The sequence below is a fragment of the Mangrovivirga cuniculi genome (genome assembly GCF_005166025.1).
Taxonomy (GTDB): Bacteria; Bacteroidota; Bacteroidia; order Cytophagales; family Cyclobacteriaceae; genus Mangrovivirga; species Mangrovivirga cuniculi.
The window spans coordinates 4,259,430-4,278,531 of record NZ_CP028923.1 but is presented as its reverse complement, the minus strand read 5'-3'; the positions used below and the strand labels follow the sequence as shown (position 1 = coordinate 4,278,531).

Annotated in this window: 17 protein-coding genes; 9 read left to right on the top strand and 8 right to left on the bottom strand. The window is 34.6% G+C overall.

All coding sequences use genetic code 11. From position 1 onward, the window contains the following. Positions 1–9 precede the first annotated feature (9 nt). From DCC35_RS18885 to DCC35_RS18870, 4 genes are all read left to right on the top strand, one after another. The gene (locus DCC35_RS18885; RefSeq protein ID WP_137092273.1) at positions 10–693 is read left to right on the top strand and encodes an N-formylglutamate amidohydrolase; all 684 of its coding nucleotides are present in this window, start codon (positions 10–12) and stop codon (positions 691–693) included. Between the two features lie 47 nt (positions 694–740). Continuing rightward, complete coding sequence (locus tag DCC35_RS18880; RefSeq protein ID WP_137092272.1) at positions 741–2,234, top strand: acyl-CoA synthetase; 1,494 nt, start codon at positions 741–743, stop codon at positions 2,232–2,234. A 275-nt stretch (positions 2,235–2,509) separates the two neighbouring features. Further along, a complete protein-coding gene (locus DCC35_RS18875) occupies positions 2,510–3,853 on the top strand; it encodes a PhoX family protein (RefSeq protein WP_246070086.1) in 1,344 nt (447 codons plus the stop codon). Positions 3,854–3,872: 19 nt separating this feature from the next. After that, complete coding sequence (locus DCC35_RS18870) at positions 3,873–5,699, top strand: cytochrome-c peroxidase (RefSeq protein ID WP_137092271.1); 1,827 nt, start codon at positions 3,873–3,875, stop codon at positions 5,697–5,699. Between the two features lie 26 nt (positions 5,700–5,725). On the opposite strand, the gene DCC35_RS18865 is transcribed toward DCC35_RS18870, so the two are convergent. The 3 genes from DCC35_RS18865 to DCC35_RS18855 all read right to left on the bottom strand — a co-directional run bounded on the left by DCC35_RS18865 (position 5,726) and on the right by DCC35_RS18855 (position 8,757). Then, a complete protein-coding gene (locus DCC35_RS18865) occupies positions 5,726–7,255 on the bottom strand; it encodes a bifunctional GNAT family N-acetyltransferase/carbon-nitrogen hydrolase family protein (RefSeq protein WP_137092270.1) in 1,530 nt (509 codons plus the stop codon). 26 nt (positions 7,256–7,281) lie between these two features. Next, complete coding sequence (gene msrA / locus DCC35_RS18860) at positions 7,282–7,929, bottom strand: peptide-methionine (S)-S-oxide reductase MsrA (protein ID WP_137092269.1); 648 nt, start codon at positions 7,927–7,929, stop codon at positions 7,282–7,284. A 75-nt stretch (positions 7,930–8,004) separates the two neighbouring features. Then, positions 8,005–8,757 carry an MBL fold metallo-hydrolase gene (locus DCC35_RS18855; RefSeq protein ID WP_137092268.1) on the bottom strand — a complete coding sequence of 251 codons (753 nt, stop codon included), beginning with the start codon at positions 8,755–8,757 and terminating at the stop codon, positions 8,005–8,007. 105 nt (positions 8,758–8,862) lie between these two features. Between DCC35_RS18855 and DCC35_RS18850 the strand changes: the two genes are divergently transcribed. Next, positions 8,863–9,213 carry a hypothetical protein gene (locus DCC35_RS18850; protein ID WP_137092267.1) on the top strand — a complete coding sequence of 117 codons (351 nt, stop codon included), beginning with the start codon at positions 8,863–8,865 and terminating at the stop codon, positions 9,211–9,213. 52 nt (positions 9,214–9,265) lie between these two features. Here the strand turns inward: DCC35_RS18850 and DCC35_RS18845 are convergent, their stop codons facing one another. The 5 genes from DCC35_RS18845 to DCC35_RS18825 are packed head-to-tail and all read right to left on the bottom strand — an operon-like array spanning position 9,266 to position 13,737. After that, positions 9,266–9,460 (bottom strand): CPXCG motif-containing cysteine-rich protein, encoded by a 195-nt coding sequence (locus DCC35_RS18845; protein WP_137092266.1) that lies wholly within the window; start codon positions 9,458–9,460, stop codon positions 9,266–9,268. 2 nt (positions 9,461–9,462) lie between these two features. Next, positions 9,463–10,806, bottom strand: a complete 1,344-nt coding sequence (locus DCC35_RS18840; RefSeq protein WP_137092265.1) for a DUF2254 domain-containing protein — start codon at positions 10,804–10,806, stop codon at positions 9,463–9,465. A 43-nt stretch (positions 10,807–10,849) separates the two neighbouring features. After that, positions 10,850–12,031 carry a tetratricopeptide repeat protein gene (locus tag DCC35_RS18835; RefSeq protein WP_137092264.1) on the bottom strand — a complete coding sequence of 394 codons (1,182 nt, stop codon included), beginning with the start codon at positions 12,029–12,031 and terminating at the stop codon, positions 10,850–10,852. A 55-nt stretch (positions 12,032–12,086) separates the two neighbouring features. Beyond that, positions 12,087–12,866, bottom strand: a complete 780-nt coding sequence (locus tag DCC35_RS18830) for a 5'-nucleotidase, lipoprotein e(P4) family (protein WP_137092263.1) — start codon at positions 12,864–12,866, stop codon at positions 12,087–12,089. A 10-nt stretch (positions 12,867–12,876) separates the two neighbouring features. After that, positions 12,877–13,737 (bottom strand): mechanosensitive ion channel family protein, encoded by an 861-nt coding sequence (locus DCC35_RS18825; RefSeq protein WP_137092262.1) that lies wholly within the window; start codon positions 13,735–13,737, stop codon positions 12,877–12,879. Positions 13,738–13,858: 121 nt separating this feature from the next. Between DCC35_RS18825 and DCC35_RS18820 the strand changes: the two genes are divergently transcribed. The 4 genes from DCC35_RS18820 to DCC35_RS18800 all read left to right on the top strand — a co-directional run bounded on the left by DCC35_RS18820 (position 13,859) and on the right by DCC35_RS18800 (position 19,093). Next, the gene (locus tag DCC35_RS18820; protein ID WP_137092261.1) at positions 13,859–15,271 is read left to right on the top strand and encodes a S41 family peptidase; all 1,413 of its coding nucleotides are present in this window, start codon (positions 13,859–13,861) and stop codon (positions 15,269–15,271) included. A 141-nt stretch (positions 15,272–15,412) separates the two neighbouring features. Further along, the gene (locus DCC35_RS18815) at positions 15,413–15,739 is read left to right on the top strand and encodes a PAS domain S-box protein (protein WP_137092260.1); all 327 of its coding nucleotides are present in this window, start codon (positions 15,413–15,415) and stop codon (positions 15,737–15,739) included. Between the two features lie 104 nt (positions 15,740–15,843). After that, on the top strand, positions 15,844–17,691 hold the full coding sequence (locus DCC35_RS18805) for a PAS domain-containing sensor histidine kinase (RefSeq protein ID WP_137092259.1): 1,848 nt from the start codon (positions 15,844–15,846) through the stop codon (positions 17,689–17,691). Further along, complete coding sequence (locus tag DCC35_RS18800) at positions 17,684–19,093, top strand: response regulator (RefSeq protein WP_137092258.1); 1,410 nt, start codon at positions 17,684–17,686, stop codon at positions 19,091–19,093. Before DCC35_RS18805 ends, DCC35_RS18800 begins: the two co-directional genes overlap by 8 nt. The last annotated feature ends 9 nt before the right edge of the window (positions 19,094–19,102 follow it).

The window sequence follows — 19,102 nt, the reverse complement described above, 5'->3', positions numbered from 1 at the left end:
GGTTATGATATCCCTGAATCGTTCCAGGATAAATTGGACATTCCAGATGATATAATCTCTAGTCATTGGGGATGGGACCCTGGAGCTTATCTCATTGCTTCAGATATCGAAAAAGCTAATAATTATCCAATGATTTTTTCGACCTATTCAAGGTTGCTGGTTGATCTAAACAGAAGCATAGGTAATAGGCAATTATTTAGCAAATATATTAATGAGGTAGATCGATCTACAAAGCAAGAGATTCTATCTAATTATTATTTTCCTTATCGTAAAAGGATAGAGGAGTTTATGACCAGAAGTATAGGTGAAGGGAGTTTAATAATACATTTAAGTATCCATACATTTAATACAGTATTTAATGATGAAGTGAGGGATTTTGATATTGGGTTATTATATGACGAGACAAGAATTTTAGAAAACAAGGTTTGTTATTTTATCCGTAAAAACCTGTTAAAGGCAGATGAAAACCTGAAGGTAAAATATAATGCTCCTTACCAGGGTACAGATGATGGACTCACAACTCATTTTCGAAGACATTTTCCTCCTAAAAATTATCTCGGTATTGAAATTGAAGTGAATAATCGATTTTTTTATAATGGTGAAATACCTTCTATAAGTTCCTCGATCATATCATCATTACGTGGTATAGAAGAATTAGATCTTGATTTCGATACAATTACCAAATTCAACTGATTTACGAGGTTTATTCATTTAATTTACACCTTAAAACAAGGTGCGTTATGTCTTCATTATTCGTTGAAAATATTTTAAATAATAGAGGAACTGCAATAAAAGGGGAGCCAGACTTATCCTATGATGATTTGAGGTCGGGTTCAGAAAAAATGGCTGAGTTTCTTCTGTCCGAGAAGGGAAATCTTAAGGGAAAAACAGTGTTGAGCTTTTTAAGACCCGGTGAGGAATATTTATATGCAATGCTGGGGACATGGCTTGCTGGAGGGGTTTTTGTGCCTATGCCTGTATCATATCCATTGTCGGAATTAGCTCATTATGTAAAAGATAGCCAGTCAGATATTTTATTAACCTCTTTTTCTGATTTAAAAAAAGAATTACCTGATTCTTTTCCATTTCTTCAGATCGGTTTTGTTGACCGGATTGTTGCAGATAAAAATATAGGGCATAATCAAGGGGTTGATATAAAAGAAGATGATAAGGCATTGATGATTTATACCAGTGGAACAACCGGTAAGCCAAAAGGAGTTGTTCATACCTTTGGTTCGATTAAAAGTCAGGTAGATACCCTGATAGAGGCGTGGAAATGGGAGAAGTCAGATTATATTATCAATCCTTTACCAATGCATCATATTCATGGAATTGTAAATATTACCCTATGTGCTCTCACAATTGGTGCGAAGGTTGAATTTTTTAAATTCAATAAATCTGAGTTATTTGATAAGCTGCGTAAAATGGGCTCTACTGTTTTTATGGCAGTGCCCACCATTTATAGAAAATTAATTAATGAGTTTGAATCCAGGGATTCTAAACAACAGGAGGATTTTACTAATGCATGTCAGTCGATGAGGTTAATGGTCAGTGGCTCCGCGGCACTACCCATTTCTGTTTTAAAAAGATGGGAGGATATTTCAGGGCATTTTTTGCTTGAAAGATATGGGATGTCAGAAACGGGAATGGTATTGAGTAATGAATACGAGGGAGAACGATTTGAGGGCATGGTCGGAAAACCACTCAATGGTATTGATGTTAAAATAGCAGTCGAGGAGGGTGAAGAAAATACCGGAGAATTATTAGTGAAGGGAAATCAATTGTTTAAAGAATACTGGAATAAGCCTGAAGCGACAGCCAATGCTTTTGACCAGGATGGGTGGTTTAAGACCGGTGACAGAGTAGTTGTTTCTGAAAATGGAGTGTATAAGATTCTTGGAAGGTATTCAGTTGATATCCTGAAAGTGGGAGGATATAAAATCTCAGCCAAGGATATTGAAGAAGTTTTGAGAAAGCATGAATTCGTCAAAGATGCTGCAGTGGTGGGAATCCCAAATGAGGAGTATGGTGAAGTTATAGCAGCTGCAATTGTTTTTGATGACAAACACAATGAGGGTAAATATCTATCTATGCTGAAAGATTATGCATTATTACACCTCGCGAGACATAAAATTCCTCAAATTTGGCAAAGAGTTGAACAGTTACCCCAAAATGCGATGGGTAAAGTAGTGAAGCCTGAAGTGAAGGCATTAATAAGGCAGTCATTAAATTAAGGTTAAATACTTATTAACCATAAATAAATGCAGTGTCAATTCATTGTTAAACGACGCTGGTTTTCTTTAATATGATTTAATAGGTGATTAATTATCAGGTTAAAGTGTAGCGATAAGTTTGCATCAGATTTACTACTATTAAAAACTGAAACACGATGCAAATCAAAAATTTCTATCACTTGCAATTATCGCAGCTTTATTTTCTGCTTGTGATAATGAAAATGGAGGGATAACCCGTTGTTGTTGAGCCGGGAGTTGAATTAAAAGCACATTCGATGACTCCAAACTTTTTATCATTAACATCTCAGTTTTCTGATGTTGATGTTTATCCTTTACTTAGCTCTGAAGATCAATTAAGTGGTTCACCTGATTTCGTTTATGGATCAATGGCTGATGGAGCTGGCCTACTAAAAAATGATGATGGTACATTCACTTTGATCAACAATATTGAAGCTGATTATTCAATTGCCAGAATCAAATTTGATGAAACCTTCACTCCGGTTAGCGGAGAGTACATTTTAAATTCATCTGCTACTGCAGCGACTGCTCAGTGTTCTGGTTCAATGATTACTCCTGAAGAACACGGATTTGGTCCATTATATTTATCTGGTGGCGAATGGGGTGGATCTTCTAAAGGTGTATTTGTAACAGATCCATTTAAAAGCGCACAAGATGCTTCAGTTCCGGAAATGCTAACTGCAATGGGGCAATGGTCAACAGAAAATGCAGTAGCTATCGGTAAAGATGCTTATGCTGACAAAACTGTTGTTTTTATAGGGGATGACCATTCAGACAATGAAGTTCCTTCAGGTCAGTTAGGAATGTATGTCGGAGATAGAGGTGACCTTAATGGTGGAAAGCTCTACGGATTAAAAGTAACAACTGAAGGTGTTACTTATGAAATGGACATGGAAGAAGGAGTTAGCTACGATGCAGAATTTGTTGAGCTTACTGAGACAAATATCGATCTTCTTGATGCTGAAGCGAAAGAAAAAGGCGTAATGGGATTCTCAAGATTGGAAGATATCGATTGGAGAAGAGGAAGTGCAGCAAACAACAGAGAGTTATACCTTACTGTTACAGGTCGTAAAAAAGATGGTCTTGTTGGAAAAGGAACTCTTTACGGTAGAATTTACAAAGTAGAGTTGAATGAAAATGACCCTACAGGAGCAGCTAAGATTACTTGTGTTCTTGACGGAGACAAACTTGATGGTAAAGCAGCAACTTTCCACAGCCCGGATAACATTGTTGTTACAGAGAACTATGCTTACATCCAGGAAGATCCTAATGGCTATTTTGATACTCCTGAGAAAATGCATTATGCCAGATTATATCAATATAACCTGAATACAGGTGAGTTAAAAACAGTATTAGAATGCGATCAGGAAGCTGCAGCTGCCGAAGGATATGGTACTACTTCCAGAACATGGGAAATCACTGGTATGATTGATATCTCTGATGTAATTGGTATCGATGAGTCTTTCATTGTAATTACTCAGAATCACGGTTGGGAAAAAGCTGACGGCACACCATTTACAGATCCAAGTGCTGTGGCAAATATAGCTGAAAGCCGTAAGGAAGGTAGCATGTTATATGTGATCAAAGGTTTGGGAAGATAATTTCTTACTCACGCAAATAATGAATATCAAAATTAAACTATATGCAATCATAGAGGCTTGTTTTATAATAAGCCTCTTTGCATTTATTTTTTCGTGTGGAAGTCAGGGTAAAGATGGTTTGAACGAAAAGGAAAAAACATCAATAAACTTCATCTATAAAGCAGATCTTTCAAGCTGCCTGAGTAATCTTGATTCCCTGATTAAGTCAGAAAGTTTAGAGGAAAAACAAAACTTTTATCTTGAGGCAAGGCTGGACTTTAAAAGGCTGGAGCCGGCTTTAGGATTTGTTGATATAGAAAATTATAAATACCTCAATCAACCTAATATTTTGAAGGTTGAAGAAGAAGACCTGACTGACATTAAAATCAAAAAACCTTCGGGGTTTCAGGTTCTCGAAGAAGCACTTTTTGTTGATAATCCGGATACCACAGAGGTAAATAGTATAGCCCGGCAAACTCTTAACAGACTTAAATTAGTTGAGAATACAACTGGATTAAAAGGGTATAAAGATTACCATATATTATGGATGATCAGAAAGGAAATAACAAGAATAGCCTTAACCGGTATTACCGGATTTGATTCACCAGTCCTTGAGAATTCACTTTTTGAAAGCAGTATAGCTTATCAGCGAATTGAGGATTATTTAATTCATTCGGAAATATTAAATAGAGATAAGCAACTTCAGAAAAAGTGGTCTGTCTCAATTAATGATGCAAGATCCTACTTAAAAGGAGACTTTAATGAATTTAACAGATATGAATTTATTAAAACAGTTACTCATTCTCAATTAGGACTATGGAATGAAACTGTTGAAAAGCTGGATGTGAATTTCCCATTTAAACTGGCTTTTAATAATGACATGACTTCTCTTTTCTCTACTTCAACTTTTAATGATGATTTTTTCGCTGAGAGAAATGGTAAAAATGTAAAAGATGGACAAATATTAGTAGGAAAGGCGCTTTTTGATGATACCAGGCTATCTAGCAGTGGAAGAATGAGTTGCGGAACCTGTCACGAAGCCAAAAAAGCCTTTACAGATGGTAAAAAGGTATTTGCCGGGCAAAAACGAAATACGCCAACTTTAACTTATGCCCATTTACAACAGGGGTTTTTCTTTGATAATCGATCGGGCAGCCTGGAAGGCCAGATTGTTTCTGTGGTAAATAATGAAAAAGAATTTCATACAGACCTAAGTTCAATGGTTGAAACAGTGAAAAGAATTAAAGAGTATACAATTGCTTTTGACACACTTTACGATAAAGGGGTTGATCAGCATTCTGTGAGACATGCTATCGCTAGTTATGTTCGTGATTTAGCTGCTTTTGATTCAAGGTTTGACCGGGCAATTAATACCACTGAAAGAGAATTGTTATCTGAAAGAGAAATAAATGGTTTCAATCTTTTTATGGGAAAAGCAAAATGTGCGACCTGTCATTTTGCTCCTGTATTTAATGGTACAGTTCCTCCTGATTTTACTGAATCAGAAATGGAACTCCTTGGTGTGCCACAAACCAATGATACTATAAATGCTAAAATAGACCCGGATCCGGGTCGGTATAATCTTTATAATACACCTGAACGAAGGCATTTTTTCAAAACTCCAACGGTGAGGAATATCGCTGTAACTGGTCCTTACATGCATAACGGAGTTTATTCTTCACTGGAGGAAGTTATGGATTTTTATAATAGAGGAGGTGGTGCCGGAATCGGTATTGCTGTTCAATTTCAAACTCTCCCTGATACTCCCTTAAACTTATCGGAAAAAGAAATGGAGGACGTGATCCTTTTTATGAAATCTTTGACCGATGCGAAATATGAACCCTCCAAAAGCCTTGCTGTTCAATAAAAAGGCCGCTTCGTGCGGCCTTATTTTTATTTTTTATTCCATTTCAATGAATACAGATCTTTTCTCCTGTCTTTAAGGTTTTTTACCGAGCCGTAATTGTGTAGTCTTTTTAACAAATCAAGATCGACATCGACTATTAATGTCATTTCAGTATTTGGTGTTGCTTCGGCTTTCACACCGTTATTTGGAAATGAGAAGTCACTAGGTGTAAATACTGAAGCCTGTCCATACTGTATATCCATATTCTGCACTTTTGGCAAATTACCCACGCCTCCTGCAATAGCTACATAACATTCATTTTCAATGGCTCTGGCTCTGGCACAGCTGGCTACTCTTGTATATCCATTTTGGGTATCAGTAAGGTAGGGCACAAATAATATCTGTAGTCCCTGATCAGCCATTAACCTGGATAATTCAGGGAATTCCACATCATAACAAACTTGCACACCAATCTTACCAGCATCGGTATCAAAGACTTTTAGAGTGTCGCCTCCAACCATTCCCCAGTAATATTGCTCATTTGGAGTTATATGTATTTTATCATATTGTTCGAAAGTTCCATTCCTGCGGCATAAATAGCCAACATTATAAAGGTGTCCGTCTTCTTTGATCAACGGCATCGAACCGGTAATAATGTTAACATTGTATGAGATAGCGTATTCCAGTAATTTATCCTTCAATGGGACAGTAAATTCAGCTAAGGCCCGAATAGCCTCTGATTCTTTCTTTTCATTACTAAATGCCATTAATGGAGCATTAAACAATTCAGGGAACAATGCGAAATCACAGTTGTAACTACCGAGCGTGTCAATGAAAAATTCCATTTGCTCACATAAAGACTCGAAATCATTGAATAATCGCATTTGCCACTGAATCAACCCCAATCTGACCTCTGATTTAGGTTGAGTAATATCCTTTTCTTTTTTAGAATAATAAATATTGTTCCATTCCAGTAAAGTGGCATATTCCAGAGATTCAGTATCTCCTTCAAGATAATTTTTAAGTACTTTCTTAACGTGGAAGTCATTGGCAAGCTGAAAGCTTAATACCGGATCAAAGATCTCTTTGTGTTTTACATTTTCGATATACTCCTTTGGAGTCATCTCATCCGCATATTTATTGTAATTAGGTATTCTTCCTCCTGCAATGATAGACTTAAGATTTAATCTTTCACAAAGATCTTTTCTTGCGTCGTACAAGCGTCTGCCTAATCTTAAGCCTCTGTATTCAGGGTGAATAAACACATCGATCCCATACAATACATTCCCTTCCGGAGCATGGGTTTCAAATTTATAATTATCGATGATTTCGTTATATGTATGGTCATCTTCCACTTCATCATAATTAATGATCAGGGATAGTGCGCATCCAGCAATCTTTCCATCCGCAAGGATACAAATTTGGCCTTCAGGAAAAATTTCCAGGAGTTTTTCGATATGGTGCTCTTCCCAGTAATCTTCTTCCCATTCTTTATAAGATTCTACCATCGACCTTCTGAAGCCACGGTAGTCATCAAGTTGTAAGGTTCTGAGTTCAACGCTTGATACTTCGCTCATATAATAAAATTTGGAAAGTTACTGATCTAATACTTTAGCAAGTTAGCGAACTTTTCTCTTACCTTATTGATTTTAGGCCTGGATACATTTTGAATATAGGAGTCATTTGGATTTTTTTTCTCGTAATCCTGATGGTATTCCTCAGCAATCCAGAATTTATCGTAGGGATTGAGTTTAGTTACAACTTCTTTTTTACCATATGCATTAGATTCTTCAACTTCCTTCATTGCCTTTTGCGACAGTCGTTTTTGTTCATCGTCATGGTAAAAAATAGCCGAACGATATTGTTTTCCGACATCAGGGCCTTGTCTGTTAAGCTGGGTTGGATCGTGAGCTACAAAAAAGATATCCAGCAGTGTTTCATAATTAATTACTGTCGGGTCATAGTATATTTCTACAGCTTCTGCATGATTGGTTCTACCGTAGCTTACCTCACGGTATGTAGGGTTTTTGGTTTCACCACCTGAATATCCACTTACAGCCTCATAGACTCCTTTAATCTGGTCAAAACTAGCCTCAACACACCAAAAGCATCCTCCGGCAAACGTTGCAGTGTCAAGTTTTGAATCAGGGATTTCTGCAAGATCAACACGATTTGACTGTTGTTCATTTTGTGCTTCTGAAGAACAGGAAATGCTAAGTGAAATTATCAGTATAGATAGTATATTTTTCATTTTGTTTTTTTTAAGTTGAACGATGTGAACTTCAACCGGTTATTGATAGTAAATTAATATTTGTTAAATACTGGTTTACTTGTACCATTCGAGTAATCTCACATCCACACCTGCTACTCCTCCCTCAACCAGTGCTTTAAATTGATTGATATCTGAGTAACCGTTCTGGCCACGATAATGATAAGGGTAAACAATATTGGGTTTGAATTCAAGAACAGCATTTGCTGCTTGTTCAACTGACATTGTATAGGGTAGGTTCATGCACACGAAAGCGATATCAATATTTTTTAGTGATCTCATTTCCGGAATATCTTCAGTATCCCCGCTAATATAGATTTTTTTACCTCCCATTGTAAGAATGTAGCCGTTTCCACGGCCTTTGGGATGCCTCGAGTCTGGTGATTCAGGCAAGTTATACATCGGCACTCCATGAATAACAATATCTTCCACGCTCGTTTTACTTCCATTATTCAGAACTATTACTTCTTTGTTGCTGATCTCTGACATTTTTTCATTTAAGGCAGCGGGAATTACAAAAATGGCCTGACTGGTGGATAACTCACTCAAGGTCTCTTTATTAAAATGATCACCATGTATATCAGTAATCAGAATGATGTCCGGATCTGAATAGTTTTCGAATCTATCTTTGCCTCCATATGGATCCACATAAATGGTTTTATCGTTCCATTCAAGCACCATAGTGGCATGTTGAACAGGATTTATTTTAAGAACACCTTTTTTCGTCTCTATTTGATCCGTTTTTTGTTTTTGCTGGGCATAAGTATTTAACGCCAGAAATATCAGAAATATGGTTGTTGCAGTTCTCATAATAGTATAATAACCAGAGTGGTCCGGAAGTGTTTTTTATAAGATTAATATATAATTTTTTTGCTGTTTGTAAAACAAAACTTTCCTTGGTACGGTATAAATAATATGACACACGAAGAAATAACTCAACATTTAAGCAGGATCATAGATAATATAGCGCAGATCAACTCAACAGTCGGTACTGCAGATTATGAATCTTTTGCAAGAAATGAACAAGCCAAAGAAACTGTTTACAATTATTTACAGGAGATGGGACAGGCAGCCAGAGAGCTTTACAACAACAGTGAAGAGGCCAGAGAGTTGCCAGTAGATACCCTAATGGCTTTTAGAAACGCACGCTACAATCAGGAAGCAGAAATGGATCATCATTCTGTTTACAGCCTGATTACTGGTCAGCTTCAGGAAATTGCAGATGAGATAAAGAATTCAGAATTGTACAAAAATTCGTGGAATTAAATATTAAGGAGAAAGTTTAAGTTTAAATGAGCCGGTTAATCTCCGGCTTTTTTTATTGATCGATACTACCAGCATCAAATTCCATAAGCTCCCCGTTTTTGACTTTATAATTGATCTCAATCGGGTTACAGCAAACTTCACAGTCTTCGATATAGGTCTGTTCATTAACTGTGATATCCAGAATCATACTTATTTCTTCCCCGCAATAAGGACAATAAAATATATGTTCTGTTTCTCCTAGTATCATTTTTATAAAGGTTCGGGTTTTATTTTTGATCGAAGAGTTCTGGATAATGAGGTGATTCGATTTATTTCATATGGGTTTTCAAGATGCTTTTCAGCTTTAGTAAGAAGTAAATCAATGTATTCATTAAAAATATCATTGTAATACTTTCTCTTTTCATCCAGGAATAATAACTTTTCTATACTTTTAAGAACATTATAAAGAATTTGATAATCAGCTTTCCCATAATTTACTATCGGATCAAAAGAAGACCTGAATAAATGTTCAAATTTTAAAGGCTCAATAAAAACTACCGGATCGCCCTCATCAGTATATATCACAGGTTTATCCATTTTATAAATACAGATGGAATGGAGATCGGTAAGTGAGTGAATACAGGATAAGGCGGTAGCGGGATCATTTATTCCCGGAGAAAGAGCTTTGACTGCAATTTCTGTCAGGCGGGTAAACCCATAGGTGAAATGCGTATGAATAATCTGGTCATTAAAAAAATCAAAGCAATTTAAGATTTCATTTATCGTTTCATCCTGAATATTTTTTATTGGCATGTTTAAGTAAAGCAGGGGAGTGCCTGAAACAACAAAATCACCTCTCTGAAATGGGATATAAATTTTCAGTCCATTTTCCCCAACGATTCTGCCTATATTAACTTTCTGAATACCCTGGTAGTATCCGGTTTCTTTTGAATTTACCGGGTACCAATTATTTAAGCTTGAAACCATCCAGTCTTCCTGATATTCATCGCGATCGATCTGATCTTCTATTGATTCATTGAGTTTATTTTTTGTACTCATATGAATTTTATGAATTATCCGGCTATAATTAACTGATTGAGTAACGTAATTGAGAAAATATATGAATAGGAATATATCAGCCAATACCATAAGAATACATAAAAAGACACCTAATGTTGATATATCTCCCTGCTCACTTTGACTTGCTCTGACCTGGTAAAGCATTAAAAAACAATAGACAATCGTACCTATGTATATACCCAGGGTGATTTGGTGGTGCTTTTCGCTCAATATACCACTTAGAAGGCGATTAGAAAGGTTGCTGGCAGCCTGGTTTAAAACGATCATTACCATTGAAAAACTAAAGACAGTCAGGCTGATTATTCCACCCGCTGCTGTAGTATATATTGCTCTGGCTGTGGAAGTATCATCTATTTCCAGTATGGGAAGAAAATTGATAATAAATTCTTCAACTACTGAATTTTTAGTATTGAAGACGATTATAGCCAAAATAAAAAAGCCCAGAACAATAATCCCCGGGACAAAAGATATATCCGTGATTATTCTGGACTTAATTTTCCTGAAAATCTTATTTAAATGTGTTTTATCAATCATTTTACTTGTAGCGGATTGCTACAAGTAAAATAATCAATAAATATTAATTGATCGTGTCAGAGGGCATGTCTTTTGCTTGCATAAATTGATCAGCTTTTATCTCCCTGATCCGTCTTTGTGCATACTCGTGATAAATTTTATTATTTATTGTGTCGTATTTTTCTGTGTATTCTGTGTAATAGTGAATTGCCGGTGTTTTGTCTTTATAGTATAGGTCACAACTTCTGGCTAGTTGATAGATCACAATATCTTTCACCTCATATTCAGTGGCCTTTTTGTATGCTGCTATGGCCTTTTGATATGATCCTTCATCTTCCAGAGATTCGCCCAGTGAAGCATAATAGGTGCCGATTTTTTCATCAATTGATAATTTAATTGCCTCTTCAAAGTTTTCAATAGCTTTTTCGTATTCATCAGTTTCTTTGAGGCAAACTCCACGGATATAAAACAGTGATGCAATAGGTTTGCTGTTTTCAATTAGTATATCTAATAGTGGTAATGCCTCTTCATATTTACCTGTATTGTATAATGAAAATGCATTTAATTGAAGCATACTAAATAATGTATCTCCCGAAGCCAAAAATTCATCAGTAATGTCTTTTGTGACATCATATTCTTTCATGTCGTAGGAAGCTTTGGCTTTTATAATTTTAAATTTTCTATTTTCAGGGTCCTGAAGAAATCCGATAGATACGACTGAATCTGCAAATTCCGGCATTCGAAGCTCAAGGTAAAGTTCTCCGAGTCTGGATCTCATTTTTAGATCATTGGGGTTATTTTTCAAGGCAATTTGCCATGCATTAACCATCATGCCCGGCATATTTAACTTACCTGCCAAATTTCCTAAAGAATAAAATGCATTGGAATTTGATGAATCATTTTGACACCATTTCAAATTAAGATCCATGGCCTTTTTATTATAACCGCGGTCAGAGGCAATTTTTACACCCAGTTGAAGAAACCTGGTATTATTTTGATATTTACTATTACCATGTTCAACCAGCTTATCTGCTATGCCTAGCTTACCTTGTTTATATATAGAATATGCCAGGTAATAAAGAGAAGATTCATTTGTTGTGTCAGAATTGTAAATCTTTTCAAAAATTTGTTCTGCACGAACATATTCACTTTCTGATAAAGCAATTTTCCCTTCTGTAAAACTTGACTGGGCTTTAATTGATAATATTGAAAATGTAAAAAAGAGAAACAGATAAAACTTCTTCATATTGCTTAATTTGATTAAGCAATAAATTAACTAAATTATTAGTAGGTTTTAAAGCTTATTTCCAAACTTCTAATTTTTCTTTCTTCAAGGTAGTTTTTTTCTTTTCATTCAGATCATATTTATGATCGATGGCATCAGCCTCCCATTCTCCATACATTGGATTAGGAAATACAATAAAAAAATTCAGTAGTTCCTTTTTATAATCATCCACTACTTCTTTAACGTCTTTAGCAGGTTTTATAAAGACTTCTTTATAATCTCTAAGGTTATCTCCAAGGAAAAGGATTATTTCATAATTTTCTCTGACTTTATTTCTTCGTATCGTTTTGTCGCTGGTTTCGGTTTTTAGAAAGACGTGTTCTTTATCTGCGTTAGGAAAACCTAAAATTTTTAGGTTTTCGACTGTACCATCAAGTGAAATATTACTTCGGTTAGAAATGTAAAAGACTTCAATACCGAGGCTCATAGCAAAATTTGTAAAGTCTAATGCTCCTGGTAGCGCTTCAGCTTTTCCCGCCCTAGCCCATTGGTTCCAGGTTTCCGTGCTGTAAGTTGTTCCTGATGTGATTAGATAAGCATTGTAAGGACTATTATCAAGAACCGTTTCATCCAGGTCAAGCACTACAGCCTTAGGCATTTCCGACGAAGATTTTGATAAATTTTCTATGAGACGATATTTAGCAAAATCATACAATTGATGATACAATAAATAATTTTCACCAGATTTTTGATACCATAATGTTGCATTTATATTTTGATCAGAAAAGTTAGATTTTTTCTGCCCGTATATCGGGAAAGTAAGTATGATTAAAAAGATGATAATTTTCGTTTTCATAGTTGTTTAACTATTGATTAATGTATTTAATAACAGCTCGTAAAGTTACTTTCCTGATTTCCTTTTCAACAGGTTTATTTAATTTATTCATTATAAATTGAAATTTAAGAGAGGAAAAGTTTTCATTAATCTTTACGATTTTAAGGTTAAAAGAATCGTTCTGAATATGTTTTTCAAAGTTGTTTAATTGTTTAGAAAGGTATTCTTCAATTTTTTCGATGTCTAACCCAGTATTTTTCACATCGAAATCAAAGCTTATTTTTTTTACTTTTCGCTTGCTGAAATTAACAACATCAGAATTCATTACCAGGTTGTTTGGTATGAATATCAAATCTTCATCATCATTATTGAGATGAATATTTGTGAGTGTAATATTTTGAACCCTGCCTTTATTATTGCCTACCTGAATATAATCGCCCAATGAGATCTCATCTGAAAACATAATGATCATTCCATTGATCATGTTTGAGATATAATCTTTAGATAACAGAGCAATAGCTGCAGCAACAATACTTAATGATGTGATAAATTCAAATGGATTAATATTTAATAGCATCAATACAAATGCAACGAATATTAAAACATTTACCAGGTCGGCAATTCGATTTATTCCCAGTATGAAATTATCGACAGATCCTTTATTGATCTTATTTTTCTTCAGGTACATTTGGGCAAGAAGAATTCTTCCAAGACTTACAACTATATTAGCTGATAAGAAGAATAAAATGGCATCTGAGACGTAAACCGGAATTTTTAACTCCTTAACCAAGGAAGGGTTTAACTTGACTATCAGATAGATGACAATAAAGAAGATAATTTTTAAAATGAAGAAAAATCTTCTTTTATATTCGGTTCCTTTAGTTGATTTCATGTTAAAAAACAAAAATAATATATTCTACGTTGATTATTTAAAACAAATGAAAGTAAAATTCCTTTCATTTTTTTAAATTTAAAGATTGCGATGTGATAATTTTTTTTAAGAGGATTATAATATGAAACTAATACAAGAAAAGCGGAGGGTTGGATTGAGAGTCTTATTAATGGCTTTCCTTGCCATTGGAGTATCATGTACTGATGATGGACCTGATGGCCCGGGAACTCCGGACGTTAATGGAGATCCGGTTAGTAATTGGGTTTTTGAAACAATGAGTGAGGTGTATTACTGGGAGGACCTTATTCCTGCAGAGGTAGATCTTACGAAAAATCCTGAAGCTGTTTTTAATGATATTGTTTATAGTGGTGATCGGTTTTCTTTTTTGACTGATGATTATGCAGGTTTGATTAACTCTTTAGAAGGGGTTTCACAAGAAGCTGGTTATGAATTTCAGTTATTGAGAGCGGAAGAAGGAAGTGATGATCTTGTTGCTCTTGTGCTTTATGCTAAAGCAGGTTCACCTGCTCGACAGGAAGGAGTTAGAAGAGGCGATGCTATTTATGCTATTAATGGCACACAATTAACAATAAATAACTACAGTAATCTTCTCGATCAAATATCTGAAACTCATACAATTTCTTACAGAAGATATGAAGAATCTGCCGGTAGTTATGTTGATCAGGGAGATTTAACATTATCTACTACTGTTGTTTCTGAAAATCCAAATTTCCTCGACAGTATATATTCCCTGCCTAATGGTCAGAAAATGGGATATTATGTTTATAATTTTTTTAGTCCGGGACCTGGTTCTACTGATGATTATGACATGGAAATGGACAATGTTTTTGCAGAATTTAAGGCATCCGGTGTTGAGAACCTGGTTCTTGATTTGAGATATAACAGTGGAGGGTCAATTTCATCTGCCCAGCTTTTAGCAAGTTTGATTGCTCCAGGAGTTTCTTCGACTGATATCTTGTATAAGAATGTATGGAATGATCTTTACATGGATTATATCCAGGGCCTTGAAGACGGTGATGACATCCTTAACGGTAAATTTCTTGATGTAAATAATAATATTGGAAACAGCCTTTCCGGACAGACTTTATATGTACTGGTAGGAAATCGTACTGCTTCAGCTAGTGAGTTGATCATTAATGGATTAAGGCCATATATGAATGTGGTAATCATCGGAGAATCTACGGTTGGTAAAAACGTAGGGTCTATTCCGATAGATGATGAGAACAGTTCTTACGGTATGTTACCAATTGTTTTTAAAATATTCAATGCGAATGATCTATCAGATTACGACGAAGGGTTTACTCCTGATTTTGTAGTGGAAGAGTTTGCTTCAAGATTTGAACAATTTGGTGACATAAATGACCCGCTTTTAAATACGGCTTATAATTTGATTGTCGGTGAACCGGGTAGAATCGCTCCACTTGGGAAGAAGTTTGAAGGAGAGTTGATTCAATCATCAATTGAAAATAAAGCCTGGACTAACAGGTTGATCTTTGATAAACCGATTCAGTAATAGTTCAATTAGAATAATTTTATAAAAATGGGCCTCTGGTGTTAACCAGAGGCCCTTTTTTTATTGATGCCCTATTCATTAAGCTATACTCTTGAATTATTGTTAAATTACTAAAAGAGCTATTTACTATATCATAGTTCCATGAACATTACCAACAAAGTATTTGAGGAAGGGGATAAGATTTTCAGGATGATTGCTGAAAATTCCATGGATGCTATTATCATTATTGGAAATAACCTGGAATTTTCCGAGCCCAAAATAGAATATGCTAATCCAGCTTACCTTAAGTTAACCGGTTTTTCATTGGAGGAGGTTATAGGTGCTTCTCCGGCTATTATTAAAGGAGAGAAGACATCGCAAAAAATGTTGGATGACTTAAAGGAACAAATGAAACAGGGAAACCAATACAAGGGCAAGGCAATCAATTATAAAAAAATGGAGATGAATTCACAAATGAGTGGACAGTAAGCCCTGTATTCAATTCTAAGGGAGAAATCATAAAGTATTTTGTAATAATCCGGGACATAACAAAAGAGGAACAAAGGAAACAAAAAATAGAAGAAAGTGAAAGATTGCATCGGTCGATCCTGGAAAAGATGCCTGTAGGGATTGCTATTTTTGTAGACGATAAAGTAGAATTATTTAATAAAAGAGCTTCCAGAATTTTTAAATGGCCAGAAAATAAATTAGTGAATACAGATTTCAGGGAATTTATCAAAGCTGAGGATCAGGAAAAGTTAAGAGCCATATTATCAAAATTATATAAAGGGGATGAAGAGTCTTTAGGCCCTATTTTAATTTCAGCAATAGATGTTGATGGTAATGATATTGAGTTGCAGACTTCTTTTACCCGAACCATATTTAATGATCATCATGCAGTAATGGTGAGCTTCATTGATGTGACAATCTATAATCAATTATTAGAAGAGCAGCAAAAACTACAGGAAATGGTCCTGGATATAGACGATCAAATTTTTTTTATTGATAAGGACTCATGTGCTATCATGTATTCAAATCCATCAGCTCATATTGATTTAAAAATGAGCACGGAAGAAATTTACGAAAAGAAGATCACAAAAATTCTGGCTAATGATACAGAAGAAAGATTGTTTTTAGTTCAAAAGGAGGATTTTTTAGAATCAGATAAACGGAGCGTTTCTTTTGAAACTAAATTTATAAGAAAAAATGGATCAATCTACCCGGCTAAGATAATCTTAAGAAAGATTAAAAGTGACCCTGAACTTTTATTAATAACCGCTGTCAACATATCTAATTTGCTAAGTTGGAATAAACGTATCGCACTTACCAGGTTAGTTAATGATACCCTAGTCGAACATGAGAATGAAGATAATGTGGTGAAAGAGGTGCTTAAAATTATTTGTAGTGAATTGCACCTTGAATTAGGGCAAATATGGGAGCTTGATAATTTTGAAGCATTTGAAAATAAGTTTTCATTCTATCTTGATGAGAATGTTGCTGATTCAGTTAAAGAGTTGCCGGACCGTTTAGAATTTAAAGATGCGGGTGCCCTTTATAGATTATTATTATTTAACTCAACATTATTTTTGAACACTCCTTTAAATAAGGAAGATGAATTTGGTGAGATCAATAAAATAATAGAGCAGACTGATGCTAAAACTTTAATAGGCATACCAATAACAATAAGCAGTGAAGATTTTGGAGTGGTAACGTTTTTATCAAAAGAGAGACAAGTTTTTGACGAAGAGCTAGCCCAGTTATTACTCAACACAGGTATTCAGATTGCGCAATTTATCAGGATGAAAAACCTGGAAAATGATTTCATTGAATTGCTGGATGAAAAAGATGTTTTATTAAAAGAAATACATCATAGAGTTAAAAACAATCTGCAAACCGTCAGTAGCTTGTTGTTTTTGAAGTCAGCAGAAATCGATGATAAAAAACTGAAACAATTTTTTACTGATAGTAAAAACAGAATCGAAGCAATATCCTTAATTCATGAAAAGCTGTTCCATACGAAAGAATATAATTATATAAATCTTAAAGAATATCTTGAGGGATTAATATTAAATCTAGAAAAGTCTAATATAGATGTATCTTGTGATGTCAATCTTGTAACAGAAATAGATTCTATTACTGTTTCTACGGATGTGGCCATGAATTTTGGGTTACTGATCAATGAAATAGTTACCAATTCATTTCAACATGCTTTTGCAGGCAGAGATAAAGGAGAAATAAATGTTGGTCTGGCAAAGGAAAATGATATGTTACAGCTGAATATCCATGACGATGGAATCGGGTTTGATAAGGACAACATTAAAGAATCCATGGGCATGGAATTGATAAAAATGTTTGCTCTACAACTAGGGGGTAAAATAGATATAAATCCAATTCCAGGTGATGGGGTTTTTTATCATTTAGAAATCGAAATAAATGAATAAATACAAAATACTTATAATTGAAGATGCACAAATTATTGCACTTCATCTAAAAACCTTATTGAGTAATGTTGAACATTATGACATAAAAACAGCTTCAAATAGTGATGAAGCATTTAAGGTTTTTGAAAGTTTTAAACCAGACCTCGTCATTGCTGATATTATGCTTGATGATGGTGATGACGGTGTTGAAACAGTGAGGGAATTACAATCTAAGTATCATTTGGCTGTCATTTATTTAACAGCCTTGACAGATCGGGGAACTGTTGAGAGGGCAAAGACTACTCATCCTTATGGTTATTTAATGAAGCCATTCCAGGAAAGCCAGGTACTTACTACTGTTGAAATGGCCTTAAATAAATATTCGCTCGAATTAAAATTAAAAAATAGCGAAAGACAATTCCATGCAGCGTTTAGTTCTATTTCTGATGCAATGATGGTACTTGGTATAAATGAGGAAATAATTTTTTCCAACAGGTCAGCAGGTTCTTTTAGATGTTCAAATGGAGAAGACGATAATCTATTTAATTTTATTCAACTTGATGTTGAAAGTAAAGAAATACTAAAAAAGAATTTACAAGTCGCAAAAAGTAATATTCAAAATATACCTCTGGAATTACTCGAACTAACTAATTCAAATGGAGAAAAATGTTATATCGGAGAAGGGATGATCTCTCCGATCACTAACACAAAGAATGAGATCGTTAATATTGTAATATCGTTCAGGGATATAACAAAAAAGATTGAAGACAGAAGAAGGAAAGAGGAGATTGAAAGAAAGAGGCTAACCTATGTAATTGAAGGTCAGGAAATGGAAAAACATAGAATAGCCCGTGAAATTCATGATGGATTAGGGCAGATGTTGAATGCAATAAAATTAAATTTAAAATACATTCTTGAAGGAGAGGATAAAGAGAAATCAATTGAAACATTAAATTCATTAATAGAAGAAGCTATTCAGGAAACCGGCAGAATCTCAAATAATATTTTACCTTCTAAAGTAAAGGATTTTGATCTGGCTTCTTTATTAAATGGTTTAGTTAATTCAAGAATAGATAGCTTAAATATGCACTTTGAATCAACTGAAGTTGACAATAATAAAATTACAATTCATCAAAAGATCAATATTTATCGAATAGTTCAGGAAGCAATTTCGAATACTATCAAGCATTCTGAAGCTGAAAATTTTTATGTTCAAATGCATGAAAACAATGATCATATAACCATAACAATAGAAGATGATGGGAAAGGATTTGATTTAAAAAAGCTCGATGATAAATTATTATCAGGTCATAATGGCTTGCAAAATATGCGCGATAGGGTTAATATAATGAAAGGCACGATGGAAATTGAATCAAAGGCAGGAGAAGGAATGAATATCCTGTTTTCAATTCCATATGAATAATAATTTATA

Coding starts and splice junctions, on each gene's coding strand:
- DCC35_RS18850 (WP_137092267.1), top strand. CDS start 8,863: ATGACACACGAAGAAATAACTCAACATTTAAGCAGGATCATAGATAAT.
- DCC35_RS18835 (WP_137092264.1), bottom strand. CDS start 12,031: ATGAAGAAGTTTTATCTGTTTCTCTTTTTTACATTTTCAATATTATCA.
- DCC35_RS18830 (WP_137092263.1), bottom strand. CDS start 12,866: ATGAAAACGAAAATTATCATCTTTTTAATCATACTTACTTTCCCGATA.
- DCC35_RS18855 (WP_137092268.1), bottom strand. CDS start 8,757: ATGAGAACTGCAACAACCATATTTCTGATATTTCTGGCGTTAAATACT.
- DCC35_RS18820 (WP_137092261.1), top strand. CDS start 13,859: ATGAAACTAATACAAGAAAAGCGGAGGGTTGGATTGAGAGTCTTATTA.
- DCC35_RS18840 (WP_137092265.1), bottom strand. CDS start 10,806: ATGATTGATAAAACACATTTAAATAAGATTTTCAGGAAAATTAAGTCC.
- DCC35_RS18870 (WP_137092271.1), top strand. CDS start 3,873: ATGAATATCAAAATTAAACTATATGCAATCATAGAGGCTTGTTTTATA.
- DCC35_RS18875 (WP_246070086.1), top strand. CDS start 2,510: ATGACTCCAAACTTTTTATCATTAACATCTCAGTTTTCTGATGTTGAT.
- DCC35_RS18865 (WP_137092270.1), bottom strand. CDS start 7,255: ATGAGCGAAGTATCAAGCGTTGAACTCAGAACCTTACAACTTGATGAC.
- DCC35_RS18880 (WP_137092272.1), top strand. CDS start 741: ATGTCTTCATTATTCGTTGAAAATATTTTAAATAATAGAGGAACTGCA.
- DCC35_RS18800 (WP_137092258.1), top strand. CDS start 17,684: ATGAATAAATACAAAATACTTATAATTGAAGATGCACAAATTATTGCA.
- msrA (WP_137092269.1), bottom strand. CDS start 7,929: ATGAAAAATATACTATCTATACTGATAATTTCACTTAGCATTTCCTGT.
- DCC35_RS18815 (WP_137092260.1), top strand. CDS start 15,413: ATGAACATTACCAACAAAGTATTTGAGGAAGGGGATAAGATTTTCAGG.
- DCC35_RS18825 (WP_137092262.1), bottom strand. CDS start 13,737: ATGAAATCAACTAAAGGAACCGAATATAAAAGAAGATTTTTCTTCATT.
- DCC35_RS18845 (WP_137092266.1), bottom strand. CDS start 9,460: ATGATACTAGGAGAAACAGAACATATATTTTATTGTCCTTATTGCGGG.